Below are 16,090 nucleotides of genomic sequence, written 5' to 3' on the forward strand. Positions count from 1 at the left end.
CCGCAATGCCTGAGTCCAGAAACCGAAACGTGGCGGTCCCAGACTGGAACCACCGCGAGGTAGTTGGGGAAGCCACCTTGACTCCCCCGCGGTACCCGTCCGCACAGCGGTAAAGATTCCAGGTTCCACGCAGCTCCTGAAACAGGGTTGGGGCTCCTCCGAAGCAGGAGGCGCCCCTTGCGCACCACGACCCCGAGAAGATCAGGAGCCGACGTGCCCTTTACCGTTGCATCGATTGATCCCGAAAAGACCAGGGCAGCCCGATTCCTTGCCGGTGACCCGAAACAGTTGTTGATCGACGGCCGCTGGGTTTCAGCTGCAGCCGGCGCAACTTTCGGCACCAGCGACCCTGCCAGCGGCCGCGGTTTAGCGCTGGTTGCCCGGGCCGGGCGGGAGGACGTCGACGCCGCAGTCACCGCTGCCCGACGCGCGCTCAATCACGGGCCCTGGGCAGGCATCACGCCCGCGGAGAAGGGCAGGCTGCTCTGGCGCATCGCTGATGCCATCGAGGACCATGCCGATGAACTCGCCGAGTTGGAAACTCTGGACCAGGGCAAGGTGTACGCCACCGCCCGCTTCGGCGAAATCCCGGCCGCCGCCGCCCAGTTCCGTTATTACTCCGGGATGGCCAACCAGTTGCACGGCACCACGATCCCCACCTCCATCACCCGGCAGGGCCCGGCGAAGCGGATTTTCGCCTACACCACTCGGGAGCCCGTCGGCGTCGTGGCTGCGATCGTTCCGTGGAACTCTCCGCTGCTGATGGCAGCCATGAAGCTCGCACCCGCTCTCGCGGCCGGTTGCACAGTCATCCTCAAACCCGCTGAGAACACCCCTCTGACCGCCCTGCGGTTGGGCGAACTGCTCGTCGGGGTCGGCGTTCCGGCCGGCGTAGTGAACATCCTCACCGGGTACGGGACAGAGGTCGGATCCGCCCTATCCACCCACCGCGACGTCGACAAGATCGCCTTCACCGGATCCACCGCTGTCGGCAAGCAGCTGATCTCTGATGCGCGCGGCAACCTTAAACGCCTCACCCTGGAACTCGGAGGCAAGTCGCCGGCAATTATCCTGCCGGACGCCAACCTGGAGATCGCCGTTCCCGGAGTCGCCAGCGGAATCTTTGACAACGGCGGCCAGGTTTGCGTGGCCGGCTCCCGCATCTACGCCCATCGCGATATCTACCAGGAGGTCGTGGAAGGCCTGGCCGACCGCGCCGCAGCCCTCACCCTCGGACACGGATTGGATCCAGACTCCGACATGGGTCCGATGGTCAGCCGGGGGCAGGCGGAACGGGTCCACTCATTCATCACCCAGGGCCGGTCCGACGGTGTGGAAGTCATAACCGGCGGAGCCATCGAAGGATGCCAGGGCACCTTCTACCGACCCACAGTGCTGACCGGCGCCGACCCCGGCTCCCGGCTCATGCGTGAGGAAATTTTCGGCCCGGTGGCCGTGGTGACACCCTACGACAGCCTCGACGAAGTCCTCGCCTGGGCCAATGACTCAGAGTACGGGCTGGCCGCCAGCCTCTGGACCGAATCCCTTTCCAACGCGCATCGCCTCGCCGCCGATTTGAACGCCGGCACCGTATGGATCAACTGCCACTCGTACTTCTCTCCCGAGCTACCCAAGGGCGGCCACAAGGAATCCGGATGGGGATACGAAAACGGCGCACCCGGTCTGGAGAACTACCTCGAATCAAAGACTGTCTGCGCCGTTATCTGACTCCGCAGCCCGCCGGTCCGGACGCTCCCCCCGGATCACACCCACGTCAGGAATGCCATGAAACAGATTTCCCTGGGCGTCTTTGAGATGCTCAACCCAAACAACGGACTCCCCACCCTCTCCCATCCGCAGAACAGAACCGCGACCTGGGACAACGTCGACTACTGGACCTCACTGGCCACAACGCTCGACGACGCCGGCTTCGACTTCCTGTTTTTCGCTGACACCTACGGCTATCCGACGATCGAGGGCGCCCTGCCCGACGCCGTCGTCCGGCACGGCATCCAGTTCCCCGGCTTGGACCCGATGCTGATGATCTCCGCGTTGGCCCGCGCCACCCGCCGCCTCGGCTTCGTGGTGACCAGCCCCACCACCGTGGAGCGCCCCTATGCCACGGCCCGCCGCTTCGCGTCGCTGGACCAGTACACGGCCGGGCGCATCGGGTGGAACATCGTGACGGGAAGTTCGCAGGCGACCACCGATGCCCTCTTCGGCACCGGAACCGAACAGAGCCACGATTCGCGGTATGACGTCGCTGACGAGTTTGTGGACCTCTGCCTGAATCTCTGGGAAGGCGGCTGGGACGACGACGCCGTCGAGCGCACCTCCGCCGCCTACGCCAACCCGGCGAAGGTTCGTCCCACGGTCCACGCCGGCACCCACTTCGCAGCCTCCGGTACCTTCGCTGTGGCCCCGACCCCGCAGCGCACCCCTGTGCTCTTCCAGGCCGGAACCTCCGCCCGCGGCCGTGCCTTCGCTGCACGCAACGCCGAATGCGTGTTCATTCAGGGACAGTCCATCGCCCAGGCGGCAAAGGTCGTTGCGGAGATCCGCGCCGAAGCCGTCAGCGCCGGCCGGGATCCCGCCGCCATCAAGATCATCTCGGGAGCCACGGTCACCGTGGCCGGCACCGCTGAGGAAGCCGCGGAGCGCCGCGCCGAGCTTGAAGCGCAGTACTCGCTGGAGGACGCGGCGGTGATGTTCGCCGGCTTCACGGGGGTCAACTTGGTGGGCGTCGACCCTGCCCTGCCCCTGACCGAGATCGGCGGGCTCTCCTCCAACCAGGGCCAAACGCTGCTTGACCGCTATGTTCGGGACGGCGCGCCGGTCCCTACCGTGGGTGAGATCCTTGGCCGCTTCCGGCTGACGGCGCTGCGCGGCTTCCAGATCACCGGCGGCCCGGAACAGGTCGCCGACGAACTCGAAGCGATCATCGCCGGGACCGGGCTGGACGGTTTCATGCTGGAACCGACGTTCGGCGGCCCCGAGGCATTCACGGACTTCATCGCCCTGGTCCTGCCGCTGCTGCGGAATCGCGGCCTCTATCCGCCGTTGCCGGTGGGCGGCACAGATGGGGAGGCGACGACGGCACCCACCTTGCGCGAACGCCTCACCGGCGGTGCCGCACGCCTGCCGCAGACCCATCCGGGCAGCCGCTTCCGGGGCGGTCCGCTTGCCTCCACCTCCCAGTCCCCTTCCCCCGCGCGAGAGGCATAGTGCCATGAATAAAGAATCCGTCGACGCCGTCATCAGCGGCCTTAAGAAGGCCGGCGTCAGCGTGGTCTGCTATCTGCCGGACTCCCTGCTCAAAGAGCTCTATCCAGCGTTGGACGCGGACCCGGATATTCGCACCATTCCGGTCACCAACGAGGGTGAGGGTGCCGCAATCTGCGGCGGAGTGTTCCTTTCCGGCCGGAAGGCCGCGCTGATCATGGAGAACTCCGGGCTGCGTGCGTCAGTCGAGCATCTGGCCCGATTGGGCCTGGGCTCCGGCATCCCGGTAATCATGCTCATGAGCCACCGGGGCGATCTGGGCGAGAACAACTGGTGGGCCATTCCGCACGGCATCACCATGGAACCCATCCTCGATGCACTGCGCATCCCGTACCGGATTGTCAAGGACGCCGGGGAGATCGGGCAGGCCATTTCCGACTCCTATGCCTGGTCCCATACCGCCTACCACCACTCCGCCGTCGTCCTGTCAGGAGGCATCGTCCGATGATGAAGCGCTACGAATGTATGGAACGCCTAGGCTCCCGCCTAGCCGATGAACTGGTGGTCCTCTCCCTCGGCGGAGCCGTGGACGAGTGGTTCAACGCTGCACCCCACATGCGGGAAGCCTCGCTTTTCCAGCAGCAGCTTGGCTGTGTCACGGGAGAAGCCTTCGGCCTGTCCGTGGGCCTCCCGCACCGACGCATAGTGTCCCTGGACACCGACGGCGGCCTGCTCTTCAATCTGGGTATCCTCGCCACACTCGGCAATGAGCAGCCGGAGAACCTCTTCGTCGTCGTCTGGGACAACGAGTGCTACCAGTCGATCGGCGGCCCGCGCACCCACACTGCCGCCGGCCGCGTGAACCTAGCCGAGATCGCCCGAGGCTGCGGAGTGGAGAACGCCTTTGTGGCGGACAACTACGACGACTTTGAAACCCACTGCGAGCGCGGCCTGGCGGCGAAGGAACCGTATGTCGTCATCGCGAAAACCGACGGCGTCCTGGAGCCGGGGATCAAGCGCAAGCACTCGGACGGCCGGGAAGACAAGTACATCTTTGTCCGCCACGTCGAAAAGACCGAGGGCATCACCATCATGGGGCCAAGTGAACACAACTAACGGCACATTCACCAGTAACAGCTCCGACACCGTTTACGACTTCATTGTCGTCGGCGGCGGCTCAGCAGGCTGCGTGCTGGCCCGCCGTTTGGCTGAAAATCCTGAGGCCAGCGTGCTGCTGCTCGAGGCCGGACCGGACGACGCCGGCCTGGACGCGATCTCGACCGCGTCCGGCTGGGCCGGCCTGCTTGGCGGATCGTACGACTGGGGTTACTCGTACGATCCCGCCCCTGCCGCCGCGAACCGATCCATCCCCATTCCGCGCGGCAAAGTCCTGGGCGGTTCCGGCAGCATCAACGCCATGCTCTGGTACCGCGGGCACCGTGACGACTACAACCGCTGGGCGGCGGGCGGTGCCACCGGCTGGGATTATGAGTCCCTGCTGCCCTACTTCAAGAAGAGCGAGGACTGGCAGTACGGCGAAACCGAGTACCGCGGTGCCGGCGGGCCGCTGCGCATCGAAACCAGCCCCGACCCGCATCCGGTGGCCGCAGCCCTGCTTACCGGCGCCGCCGAACTAGGCCTGTCTGTCCTCGAAGATGCGAATGCAGCCTCGAACGAAGGCGCAGCACTGGCCAATTTCAACGCTGCTACCGGCCCCGACGGGATTCTGCGCCGAGTCAGCCCCTCGGCCGCGTACCTGCGGCCGGCGGCCGGCTGGCCGAACCTCTGCATCCGCACCAACACCAGCGCTCGCCGCCTGGTGATAGAACGCGGCCGCGCCGCCGGCGTCATCATCTCGCCGACCGCGACTCCCGGCAGCCGTGGCAACAGCAGCGACACGGCGACGATCCGTGCGCGGGCCGGCGTCGTCCTCACCCTCGGTGCCATCGATACACCGCGGCTGCTGATGCTCTCCGGCATCGGCGATACGCCTCAGCTGCGCGCTGCCGGCATCGAACCGCTGCTGCACCTGCCCGGCGTCGGCGCCAACTTCCAGGATCATCCGCTCCTGATGGGTGTCAACTTCCGGCTTCGGGCACCGCTCGATCCAATCCGGGACAACGGCGGCGGCGCCATGCTGAACTGGCGCAGCCAATCCGCTGACCACCGGCCCGATCTGCACGCGTTCGTGGTACAGGGACGGCACACCAACCCTGCGCTGGCAAAGCAGTACGGCGTTGACGGCGACGTTTGCGCGGTCTCCCCCGGGCTGATGCGGTCACAGTCCATCGGCTCCATCCGGCTGCTCGACGCCGCCGGGAAACTGTCCATTGATCCGAACTACCTCGCGGAGCAGGCCGATTTGGATGCCCTGGTCGAGTCCCTGGACTGGATGCTGGACCTCGCCGCGACCTCCGGCTACGCCGGACTTCTCGAGCGGCCGCTGTCGCCGCCACGTCGGCTGGACCGCGCCGAGGCCGTTGCTTTCGTGCGGGCCAGCGTGGACACCTTCTTCCACTGCTCCGGCACGGCGAAGATGGGCGCCGACGAGGCCTCAGTGGTCACTCCAGAGCTGGCGGTCCGCGGCCTCGAGGGGCTGTGGGTGGCTGATGCCTCGGTCATCCCGGAGATTCCCACCTGCAACCTCCAGGCCCCGGTGGTGGCCATCGCCGAACGGGCCGCCGAGCTCATCGCCACGGCGTCCGGAATCCGCCCGGCGAGCGCTGCGTCCATCGCAACGGCCACACCGGCAACACCGACAGCAACAAGGTGAAAGGAAACACCGTGGGAGAAAATGTGGAAACCCTGTGGTCGGCGGATTTCGTCGTCACTATGAATGCGGACCTTGAGGTCCTGACCGACGCGGCCGTGCTGGTATCCGGCCAGGACATCCTCGAGGTAGGGCCCACCGCCGAGCTGAAGGCACGCCACCCCGGCGCAAAGCGGGTGCACCTGGCCGACCGCCTGCTGATGCCGGGTCTGGTCAACGCGCACCACCATTCCGGGGTGCTCCGCGGAACCGCCGAGCACCTGCCCGTCTGGGAATGGCTTCGCCTCCACATCGACCCGATGCACCGTGTGCTGCGTCCCGACGAAGCGGAGGCCGCCGCCTGGCTTTGCTACGCCGAGGGCCTGCTCTCCGGGACCACCACGGTTGTGGACATGTGGCGCTTCATGGACGGGGCTGCGCGCGCTGCCACCACGTTGGGCAACCGGCTGGTCAGCGTCAATTACGTGGGTGAACACCCGGACCACAACTACTTCGACACGCTTGATGACAACGAGCGGATGCTGGAGCGGTGGACCGGTGCGGCCAACGGGCGGATCGTACCGTGGGTCGGTCTGGAGCATCCCTTCTACGCCGACGCGGCCGGTCAGCAGCGGGCCATCAGGCTGGCCGGCAAGTACGGCACCGGCCTTTACACGCACTGCAGCGAATCCGAAACGGAGCTGGCGCTTTTCGACCAGGAGTACGGGCTGCGTCCGGGCTTTGCGCTCGAGAAGCTCGGTTTCTTCGACACGCCCCGCACCATACTGGCGCACGCCGTCTGGCTCGATGACGCGGAAATCACCCTGCTGGCAAAGCACCGCGTCGGGATCTCGCACAACCCGGTCTCCAACATGAAGCTGGCCTCTGGGATGGCGCCGGTGCAGGAGATGCTGGCGGCGGGCCTGAACGTGGGCCTGGGCACCGACGGGGAGAAGGAAAACAACAATCTCGACATGTTCGAGGAGATGAAGACGGCTTCCCTGCTCGGCAAGCTGCGTTCCATGGACGCCGCGGCCATGGATTCCTGGACGGTGCTGAAGATGGCCACCCTCGGAGGAGCTGCTGCCCTGGGCTTGGAAGACCGCATCGGCTCGCTGGAGAAGGGGAAACGGGCCGACTTCATCGCTGTGCGCACCGACATCCCGCGCATGGTTCCACTGATCGGTTACGGACCGTATGCCAACATCCACCACAATCTGGTCCACGCCGTGCGCGGGTCGGACGTGGACCTGGTGGTGGTCGACGGTGATGTGGCGGTCAAATCCGGCACCCTCGTCGCCTCGGACCTGCCGGAACTCATCGCCCGGGCACGCGCCGTCGTGCCCGGGCTGTTCCATCGCCGCAGCGAGTGGCTGGCAGACAACGATGACCCGACTGGACTGTTCAGCGGCGTCAGTCAGCCACCCGTTTACTCGCCCGTAACGAACGGCGCCCCGCGGTGAAACATACCGTCCATAGGGTCTTCCCAGAGCCTCCATCCGCACCAGTACCCATGCGCCATCCATCCCGAGCCACTCGTCGTGGGCTCGCATCCTGCAAGGACTCTTTATGACCATCTGTTTCGCCACTCCCGCTTCCGCCCGACGCACCCGCCGGGCCGCCGCCCTGTCAGTGCTGACCGTTTCGGCCCTGGCGCTGAGCGCCTGTGGCAGCTCCGCCGCATCCTCGGACCCAGGCGCTGGGGACTACGGCACGCTGAACTACAACCAATCCTGGGTCAAGACCACCGAGTTCGCCGGCGAATTCTTCGCTGACAGCAACGGCTACTTCAAGGACGCCGGTTTCAGCGGCGTCAACCTCATTTCCGGCGGGCCCAGCGGCACCTCCTCGGAATCGATGGTCCTTGCCGGCAGCGCTCTTGTAGGCACAACCACCCCGATCGCCACCGGGTCGATGGTGTCGGAAAGCGAGGCGCCCCTGAAGATCATCGGTGCCAAGTTCCAGAAGAACCCGTTCACCGTTTACTCGCTGGGAGACAATCCGATCAACACACCCCAAGACATGATCGGCAAGAAAATTGGGGTGGCCTCCGGCACCAATGAGATCCTGTTCGAGGCTCTGTTGGAAGTCAACGGGATCGACCCCGGCCAGGTGGAGGCGGTACCGGTCCAGTTTGACCCGCAGCCGCTGATGAACGGTGAAGTCGAGGGCCAGATCGGTTTCCTGACCAACGAGGCGCTCGCCGTCGAGCTCAAAGGTTTCGAGGTCGCCAATATGCCATTCGCCGACCACGGCATGCCGTTTGTCGCCGGCGCGTTCGTGACCACCGACGAGAACATCGAGACACGGCGCGAAGAGCTCAAGGCATTTCTGGTCGCTGCGATCAAGGGGTGGCAGGACGCCGTTTCCGATCCGGAGGAGGCCGCCCGCCTCGCCTATGAGGAATACGGATCGGATCTTGGCCTGGACCCGGAAAAGGAGAAACGGCAGGCCGTCGAGCAGAACAAACTAGTGCTCGGAGACGCCGGCGCGGAGCATGGAATCCTCTACATCTCGGACGACCTCGCCCAGGCGAACATCGAGGTGCTCAAGGTCGCCGGTTACGACGACATCACCGCCGAGGACCTCTTCGACAATTCCCTGCTTGAGGAGATCTACGCCGAGAACCCGGAGCTGAAGCAGTAGTGGCCGGCCAACCCACCGCACCGGACCCGGGCCTGCTGCGTCAGGCCCTAACCGTGGCACAGGATGCCAAAGACCACGGCCGGCATCCTTTCGGCGCGCTCGTCGCTGACAGCCTCGGACAAGTGGTGTCCTCAGCCGGCAACAATTCGATGCCGCCTGAGGGCGATCCCACCCAGCACGCCGAACTCCGGGCCCTGGCGGAGGCATCCTTACGGCTCGGTCCGGAGGCAATGGCCAGGGCCACGCTGTACACCAGTGCGGAACCCTGCGTGATGTGCACGGGTGCCGCGTACTGGACCGGGATTGGGACGATCGTGTACGCCCTGTCCGAACACCGGCTGCTTGAACTCACCGGGGCCAATCCGGAAAACCCCACCTTCGATCTGCCCTGCCGGGAGGTCATCTCCCGCGGACAGCGGAACATCGAAGTATTCGGTCCGCTGCTGGAAGAGGAAGCGGCAGTCCCGCACATCGGTTTCTGGAACTAAATCTCCGCTGGCAGGGCAACGGATATCCCGGAGCCCCTGGACCCAAGAATGCGAGTTGACGCCATGACTGCTGAAATCATCACAACAGCCCCTGCACCATATTCCACCGGCAGCGGGATCAATCTTTCCGGCCTGCAAAAGTCGTTTGCCATGGGACGGAAGACAGTGACCGCTCTGGAGAACGTGAACCTGACGACAGAAAAGGGTGCCTTCCTGTCTTTGCTCGGCCCCTCCGGCTGCGGCAAATCCACCATCCTGCGCATACTCGCGGGCCTTGAACAGCCCACGGGCGGCTCGGTCCTGGTGGACGGCAAATCTCCGGCGGACCTGCGGCGCGGCCACGAACTGGGCATCGCCTTCCAAGACTCGGCGCTGCTGCCCTGGCGCAGCGTCTACACCAACATCAAGCTTCCCCTCGAGGTCGCCGGACTGCCAGCGGACGATGACCACGTCAACGGCCTCATCGAGCTGGTGGGGCTGAAGGGCTTCGAGAAGGCCAAGCCAGGCCAGCTGTCCGGCGGCATGCGCCAGCGCGTGTCGATCGCCCGCTCGCTGGTGGTCAAGCCCTCCGTCCTGCTGCTGGATGAGCCGTTCGGCGCCCTGGACGACATGACCCGGCAACGCCTGAACCTCGAGCTGCTGCGGATCTGGACCGAGAAGCCGGCCACCACGCTGATGGTCACGCACGGCATCTCCGAAGCGATCTTCCTCTCCGACGTCGTCGCCGTGATGAGTCCCCGCCCGGGCCGCATCGTGGAGGTTTTCGATGTCGACCTGCCGCGTCCGCGCACACCCGAGATGATGCGGTCCCCGGAGTTCCATGCCCTCCACGACCACGCGTCCGAGCTGCTGTTCAGCCCGCACGGCACCGACGGGTCCGAACCCTCCGGCGCAGCGATGGAACAGCACCTGTGAGCGCCGGACGTGCAAGGTTTCCGCTCCCGCCCTGGGCCATCGGCCTCGGCGGCGTGGTCCTTGTCATCGGCCTCTGGTGGATCGGCGCGCTCACGTTCCTCTCCGGCATCGGTGCCGCGCCCGACGGCGGTGGCGGCAGCATTCCCACCCCGCTCGCCATCGTCCAGCAGTTCGGTGCTGACGGCTTCGACTACTACCAGCGGAACGCCAGCGTGACCATCATCGAAGCCGTCACCGGCTATTTCTGGGGCAACCTCATCGCCCTTGCACTCGCCGGCGCTGTCATGGTCTTTCCACTCCTTGAGCGGCTGGTCTCCCAGCTCGGGGTCATCAGCTACTGCCTGCCGGTGGTCGCGATCGGCCCGATCATCTTCATCATCATGGGTCCGCCGGCCACAGGCGAAGCGTCTGGAACGGCCGTAGCGCTGGCGGCCCTGTCGGTGTTCTTCACAACGCTGGTCGGGTCCATCATGGGCTTCAAGACCGCCGACCAGTCCAGCCTCGACATTGTGACGGTCTACGGCGGGCGGCGCATCCACCAGCTGGTCAAGGTGCAGGCCATCGCCGCCATCCCCGGGGTCCTGAACTCGCTGAAGATCGCCGCACCGGCTGCCTTCCTCGGCGCTGTGCTGGGCGAGTATGTCGGCGGCGTGGACCGGGGCCTCGGCCCGGCGATGGTCAACGCCCAGCAGTCCCTGGAGATTGAACGCGTCTGGGGCGTCGCACTCGTCTGCGGCCTGCTCGCCGGGGCCGGTTACCTCCTGTTCGCCCTGATTTCCCGGTACGCGACCCCGTGGTCCGCCGGTTCCGCTTCCGCCGAAGGAGGACGACGCTAGATGAACACTGAAACCCTCAAGGGGCTGGGCCGAAACACCCTGAACGTGGGCCTGTCACTGGCCGTCGTCGTCGTGCTCTGGGTCGTGGCCCTGCGGATCCTCGATGTCTCCAGCTACATCGGCAAGGGCCCCCTGGATGTCTGGAAGTACCTGTTTGTGCAGGAGGACGCGGCGGAGAACCTCGCCGGCCTGTTCGCGGCGCTGGGCCGGACAATGGCCGACGCCGCCCTCGGGTTTATTTCCGGCCTCACGGCCGCGATCGTGATCGCCACTCTGTTCACCCTGTTCCGCGGCGTGGAACACGCTCTGATGCCGATGGCCATGCTGCTGCGCTCCGTCCCGCTGGTGGCGATGGCTCCCATCATTATTCTGATCTTTGGCCGCGAAACCGCCGCAGTGGGAGCGATGGGCGGCATAGTGGTGCTCTTTCCCGCGCTGGTGACGATCGTAATGGGCCTGCGCTCGGCCTCACCGGCCATGATGGACGTCATCACCGTCTTCGGCGGCAGCAAGTTTGACGCGTTCCGTAAAGTGGCGCTGCCCTCCTCGATGCCTGCTTTCTTCACCGCGCTGCGCATCTCCATCCCGGGAGCCCTGACCGGGGCGCTGCTGGCCGAATGGCTCGCCACCGGCCAGGGCATCGGTTACGAGATCATTTCCTCGGTCTCCCGCGCCCGCTACGACGCCGTCTGGGCCTCCGTGGTCGGCGTGACCCTGGCCTCGCTGCTGCTCTACGGTGTCGTGTCCCTGATTGAGGCAGCCGTCATGCGCCGCATGGGCAAGAAACCGTGAGGCGGCCCATGCAGGCGGGCAGCCGCCAGCCCGCGCTCCCCGGTACGGCGAAGGCTGACACCCTCATCACCAACGCGCACGTCGTGGCCGACCGGGACACCGAGTACCCCGGCGGCTGGATCGCCCTCACCACAGGGCGGGTGGCCGCCGTCGGGCACTCCTTCGAGGCGCCGCCTCAGGCACACCACACCATCGACGCGGGTGGGCGCCTGCTCACCCCGGGCCTCGTCAACACCCACCACCACATGTACCAGAACCTCACACGCTCCTACGGACCTGCCGTTAACGGCAGTCTCTTTGACTGGCTCACCACGCTCTATCCACTCTGGGCGGGGCTGGACGAGGAAAACACCTACCTTTCGACCTACGTGGGCATCGTGGAACTGCTCATGGGCGGGTGCACCACGTCCAGCGACCACCTGTACGTACACCCCCGGCCCGGGCTCATCGACGCCCAGGTGGCTGCGGCCACCGAACTGGGCTTCCGGTTCATGGCCGTGCGCGGTTCGATGACCCGTTCCGAGGAGGACGGCGGACTGCCCCCGGCCTCGGTGGTGCAGGACCACGACACGATCATGGCCGACGCCGAACGGCTGGTGGCCGCATACCACGACCCTTCCCCGGGAGCGATGACACGCATTGCGCTCGGCCCGTGCTCGCCTTTTTCGGTGTCTGAAAAAATCATGGTCTCCAGTGCCGAGTTCGCCGCGAAACACGATGTTCGGCTGCACTCCCACCTGGTTGAAGACCATGAGGAGGACACGTACTGCCTGGTAACCTACGGCTGCCGTCCCGTTGAATACTTCGAACGGGTGGGCTGGGCTTCGGACCGAGCGTGGGTGGCACATTTGATCTACCCGTCCGACGCCGAGGTGGCCCGGCTTGCCGCCGCCGGCGTCGGGGCCACACAGTGTCCGAGCTCCAATATGATGATCGGCGGGGGTTCCATGGATGCGATGAAGATGCGCTCCCTGGGCCTGACCGTGGGTCTGGGCTGCGACGGTTCCGCCTCCACCGACAGCGCTTCGCTTTGGATGGAAACCCGCAATGCAATGCTGCTGGGGCGCCTGCGCAACGGTCCGGCCTCCATGCAGGCCCGCGACGCATTGGACATCGCCACCCGGGGCGGTGCGGCGTGCCTGGGCTGGGACGACGAGGTCGGTCACCTGCGCCCGGGGGCCTGCGCCGATGTGGTCGTGTGGGAAACCCACCCCGTCGCGCTGGCCGGCGCATTGGTGGACCCGGTCGAGGCCTGGCTGCGAACCGGTCCGGCCCGTGCCTGGCACACAATGGTCGCAGGAAAGCTTCTGGTGCAGGAGGGTGAACCAGTGGCTGCGGCGCTGCCTGACGTGCTGCGCCGCCATCGCACCGCTGCCGCCGCCATCCAGCGGCTGGCCTAGCTCCAGATGCCTCGTGCAGATCGTCTCGCGGTGGTGAATGGCGTGACTGAAATATGAAGTGGATCTCACTTCCGCCGATACCCGCCGATCCGTTAGCTACAGGGCAGAAAGGCTGGTAGTGTTGTCTGTCGTTGCGGATGACAAATCGCCGGTTTCGCCGGCAAGATGACATCCTCGCGAGATGCACCTCTAGCTCAATTGGCAGAGCATCTGACTCTTAATCAGAGGGTTCCGGGTTCAAGTCCCGGGGGGTGCACCACATCAAGGAGAGCGGTTCAGTTCGGTGAAAACCGGACAGGGCCGCTCTTCTTTTTTGTGCCCGCTTGGTTCACGGACCTGGACTCGTTCACAGACCTGGATTAAACGGAGAGAGGCACGCACCCTGCAAAGGATGCGTGCCTCTTGCGAGCTTTCGCCGGATCTCAGGCGGTTTCAGCTGCTTCCGCGGCTTCCGCGGTTTCAACACCCGCGGCTTCACCGGAATCATCAGGCGTCGCTGCAACGGCGGCGATTTCTTCCGGCGCCACAACGGGAATCGGAAGTCCCGGCACGTCCACGGCCAGTTGCCAACGCGGATTCCCCAGCTCCCTAATGACGTTGCGCAGCTGCCCGCGCAGTTCCTCTGACATGAGCTCTCCGCCTTCGATCAGCGTGCGCTCAATATCCTGGGCTTCCTGCAGTGCCTCAGTGCCCAGCGGAGTAATGGACACCATGTGGCTGCGCCGGTCCAAATCATTGCGGACGCGGGTGACATGCCCGTGCGCTTCGAGCCGGGAGAGCGTCTTGCCCATGGTTTGCGCCTGCACACGGACAATTTGAGCCAGCCGCGCCTGCGTCATCGGCCCCTGGGCTTCAAGGACTCCCAGTGCGATCACTCCGGCGTGTGTCACGCCCATCCGGACGAGCCTCTCGTTCCAGGCATGTTCTACCAGGCGTGCCGCCGTCGACAACAGACGGCCTGTGGGCCAATGCTCCATATCGGGCATAAAAAAGAACGCTTCCTTTCGAGTGTGAGGATGCAACGGCCGATCGGATAACCTACAAATCCCCACCTACTAGGATAGTCACTACGGCCTTCAACTGTCGCGCTGAGACACTGCAGAGCCCTGCATTGATACCAAGGAGAGACATATGACCCGCCTGTCCCCCGGTGAAACTGCCCCGGACTTCACCCTTCCGGCCACAGATTCCTCCTCCGTTTCGCTCTCCGGGTTCCGCGGACGCAGCACCATCGTGTACTTCTACCCCGCCGCCGCCACCCCGGGCTGCACCAAGGAAGCCTGCGACTTCCGGGACAACCTGAACAGCCTGCAGGACGCCGGGTACGCCGTCGTCGGCATCTCCCCCGACCCCGTGCCCAAGCTGGAGAAATTCGCCGAAGCGGAGAATCTCAACTTTCCCCTGCTCTCCGACCCCGACCACGCCGTGGCCGAGGCGTACGGCGCCTGGGGCGAGAAGAAGAACTACGGCAAGACGTACGAGGGCCTGATCCGTTCAACCGTGGTTGTGGACCCGGAGGGCAAGGTTTCCCTCGCCCAGTACAACGTGAAAGCCACGGGCCATGTCGCCAAGCTTTCACGCGATCTGGGACTCTCCTAACCTCGGGTACACTGGAGGCTGGTTTTAGGGCGTTCCGCAACAATTGCGGCGGCGGCATGAGACCAAAGCGCGAGTGGCGGAATTGGTAGACGCGCTGGATTTAGGTTCCAGTGTCTTCGGACGTGTGGGTTCAAGTCCCTCCTCGCGCACCACTGTGATGAGTCGAGACATCGTTCACTGATGAGTCGCGACATAGGTAACACCCCGGTCTTCGGACCGGGGTGTTTTCTTTTGCCTGGGTTGATAGTCCAGGGATGGGTCCAGGGTCAGTTCGCGCAGGATCTCTCCGGTGGCTGTTTCGGTGATGACGATGTCCTGTTCATGGATCAGCATGAGGATGTGTTTGCCGGCGTAAGCGCGTCCGAGGCCGATGTGCCGCAGCCGTCCTGCGTAGCGCAGCGAGACCTTCCCTGTCGCGTCGATCCGGTCAACGCGGACCCGCCAGTGACCTCCCTGCCTGGCTGTCATGGGAACCGCTTTGACGGTGGCGTTGTAGGCCTGCGCGGGTGTTTGCCGATCCAGCGCGCGGTGCGGGCGCTCGTGGTTATAGATGTGGCGGAACTTCTCGAGCTGAGCGTTGAGGTCCTGCAGGGTCTCTGCCCGTGGCTGGCCGCTGAGCCATTTCTTCAGGGTCTGGTGGAACCGCTCGATCTTTCCCTGAGTCTGCGGGTGACCCGGTGATCCGTTTTTCTGGGTGATGTTCAGGGCGTGCAGGAGGTTCTCGAAGCTGTTGCGGCCGCCTTTGCCGCCGGCGAAGCGGGAGGTATAGACCAGGCCGTTGTCGGTCAGGGTGGAGGCCGGCAACCCGTACTGGTTGGCGGTTTTGAGGAAGGTTTCGCTGACGGCGGTTCCGGTGACGGGCCGGTAAGCGGTGCAGGCGAGCAGGTAGCGGGAGTGGTCATCGAGGAAGTTCAGGATCTCGGTGTCCGTGCCGTCGGCCAGCGGCCAGTGGGTGAAATCGGACTGCCAGGTCTCGTTCGGCTGCGCGGCTTCGAAGCGGTGCAGTGAGGATTTGGGCCGTTTCCTGGGTGCGGCGGTCACCAGTCCCGCGGCATGCAGGATCCGGCGGATCGTTGAGGTCGAGGGTGCGGCGATGCCTTCCCGGGTCAGGTGCCAGGCGATTGTGATCGGGCCGGCGTCCAGGCCTGCTGCGGTTAGTTCCCGGCGCAGGGACAGGATCCGGTCAGCGGTCGGGGCCGGGGTGCGGCGGGAGTTGTGGTGCGGGCGCCGGGAGCGTGGTTCCAGAGCGGGTGTGCCGCCGTCGCGGTAGCGGCGGATCAGGACGTGGACCCAGCGGCGGCTGACGCCGTAGCGGCGGCTGACGCCGTAGCGGCGGGCGGCCTCGGAAATGCTGAGGCCCTGCTCGGTGACGGACAGGACGATGACTTTCTGCTTCGACATGGCCGATTCTGACCAGGGTCCGGGTGTGAAGCATGTCGCGAC

The 16,090-nt window shown here is 65.3% G+C and carries 15 protein-coding genes and 2 tRNA genes; 15 read left to right on the top strand and 2 right to left on the bottom strand.

Going from position 1 to position 16,090, the window contains the following annotated elements:
* The first annotated feature begins 213 nt into the window (after positions 1 to 213).
* From MUG94_RS11680 to MUG94_RS11740, 13 genes are all read left to right on the top strand, one after another.
* Positions 214 to 1,728 carry an aldehyde dehydrogenase family protein gene (locus tag MUG94_RS11680; RefSeq protein WP_227906228.1) on the top strand — a complete coding sequence of 505 codons (1,515 nt, stop codon included), beginning with the start codon at positions 214 to 216 and terminating at the stop codon, positions 1,726 to 1,728.
* A gap of 57 nt (positions 1,729 to 1,785) precedes the next feature.
* Positions 1,786 to 3,225 (top strand): NtaA/DmoA family FMN-dependent monooxygenase, encoded by a 1,440-nt coding sequence (locus MUG94_RS11685; protein ID WP_227906229.1) that lies wholly within the window; start codon positions 1,786 to 1,788, stop codon positions 3,223 to 3,225.
* Positions 3,226 to 3,229: 4 nt separating this feature from the next.
* The gene (locus tag MUG94_RS11690) at positions 3,230 to 3,730 is read left to right on the top strand and encodes a thiamine pyrophosphate-binding protein (protein WP_227906230.1); all 501 of its coding nucleotides are present in this window, start codon (positions 3,230 to 3,232) and stop codon (positions 3,728 to 3,730) included.
* The gene (locus tag MUG94_RS11695) at positions 3,727 to 4,338 is read left to right on the top strand and encodes a thiamine pyrophosphate-dependent enzyme (RefSeq protein ID WP_227906231.1); all 612 of its coding nucleotides are present in this window, start codon (positions 3,727 to 3,729) and stop codon (positions 4,336 to 4,338) included. Before MUG94_RS11690 ends, MUG94_RS11695 begins: the two co-directional genes overlap by 4 nt.
* Positions 4,325 to 5,995, top strand: coding sequence for a GMC family oxidoreductase (locus MUG94_RS11700; protein WP_227906232.1), 1,671 nt, complete (start codon positions 4,325 to 4,327; stop codon positions 5,993 to 5,995). Before MUG94_RS11695 ends, MUG94_RS11700 begins: the two co-directional genes overlap by 14 nt.
* Before the next feature lie 11 nt (positions 5,996 to 6,006).
* Positions 6,007 to 7,434, top strand: coding sequence for an amidohydrolase family protein (locus MUG94_RS11705; RefSeq protein WP_227906233.1), 1,428 nt, complete (start codon positions 6,007 to 6,009; stop codon positions 7,432 to 7,434).
* Between the two features lie 106 nt (positions 7,435 to 7,540).
* Positions 7,541 to 8,617: an ABC transporter substrate-binding protein gene (locus MUG94_RS11710; protein WP_227906234.1), complete on the top strand. Its 1,077-nt coding sequence runs from the start codon at positions 7,541 to 7,543 to the stop codon at positions 8,615 to 8,617.
* A complete protein-coding gene (locus MUG94_RS11715) occupies positions 8,617 to 9,105 on the top strand; it encodes a nucleoside deaminase (RefSeq protein WP_227906235.1) in 489 nt (162 codons plus the stop codon). Before MUG94_RS11710 ends, MUG94_RS11715 begins: the two co-directional genes overlap by 1 nt.
* Positions 9,106 to 9,168: 63 nt before the next feature.
* Positions 9,169 to 10,020 carry an ABC transporter ATP-binding protein gene (locus MUG94_RS11720; RefSeq protein ID WP_227906236.1) on the top strand — a complete coding sequence of 284 codons (852 nt, stop codon included), beginning with the start codon at positions 9,169 to 9,171 and terminating at the stop codon, positions 10,018 to 10,020.
* The gene (locus MUG94_RS11725) at positions 10,017 to 10,856 is read left to right on the top strand and encodes an ABC transporter permease (protein ID WP_227906237.1); all 840 of its coding nucleotides are present in this window, start codon (positions 10,017 to 10,019) and stop codon (positions 10,854 to 10,856) included. The genes MUG94_RS11720 and MUG94_RS11725 overlap by 4 nt, the downstream gene beginning before the upstream one ends.
* Positions 10,857 to 11,648 carry an ABC transporter permease gene (locus MUG94_RS11730; RefSeq protein WP_227906238.1) on the top strand — a complete coding sequence of 264 codons (792 nt, stop codon included), beginning with the start codon at positions 10,857 to 10,859 and terminating at the stop codon, positions 11,646 to 11,648.
* 8 nt (positions 11,649 to 11,656) lie between these two features.
* Positions 11,657 to 13,048: an 8-oxoguanine deaminase gene (locus MUG94_RS11735; protein WP_227906239.1), complete on the top strand. Its 1,392-nt coding sequence runs from the start codon at positions 11,657 to 11,659 to the stop codon at positions 13,046 to 13,048.
* Between the two features lie 183 nt (positions 13,049 to 13,231).
* A tRNA-Lys gene (locus MUG94_RS11740) sits at positions 13,232 to 13,307 on the top strand.
* Positions 13,308 to 13,470: 163 nt separating this feature from the next.
* Here the strand turns inward: MUG94_RS11740 and MUG94_RS11745 are convergent.
* On the bottom strand, positions 13,471 to 13,944 hold the full coding sequence (locus MUG94_RS11745) for a MarR family winged helix-turn-helix transcriptional regulator (protein WP_341482145.1): 474 nt from the start codon (positions 13,942 to 13,944) through the stop codon (positions 13,471 to 13,473).
* A gap of 235 nt (positions 13,945 to 14,179) precedes the next feature.
* On the opposite strand from MUG94_RS11745, the gene bcp reads away from it, so the two are divergent.
* Both bcp and MUG94_RS11755 read left to right on the top strand, forming a co-directional pair.
* Positions 14,180 to 14,647: a thioredoxin-dependent thiol peroxidase gene (bcp, locus tag MUG94_RS11750; protein ID WP_227891900.1), complete on the top strand. Its 468-nt coding sequence runs from the start codon at positions 14,180 to 14,182 to the stop codon at positions 14,645 to 14,647.
* A 67-nt stretch (positions 14,648 to 14,714) separates the two neighbouring features.
* A tRNA-Leu gene (locus MUG94_RS11755) sits at positions 14,715 to 14,799 on the top strand.
* 22 nt (positions 14,800 to 14,821) lie between these two features.
* Here the strand turns inward: MUG94_RS11755 and MUG94_RS11760 are convergent.
* Positions 14,822 to 16,048 carry an IS481 family transposase gene (locus MUG94_RS11760; RefSeq protein ID WP_227906240.1) on the bottom strand — a complete coding sequence of 409 codons (1,227 nt, stop codon included), beginning with the start codon at positions 16,046 to 16,048 and terminating at the stop codon, positions 14,822 to 14,824.
* Positions 16,049 to 16,090: the final 42 nt, after the last annotated feature.

This window comes from Arthrobacter gengyunqii (genome assembly GCF_023022985.1).
GTDB classification, from domain to species: Bacteria; Actinomycetota; Actinomycetes; order Actinomycetales; family Micrococcaceae; genus Arthrobacter_B; species Arthrobacter_B gengyunqii.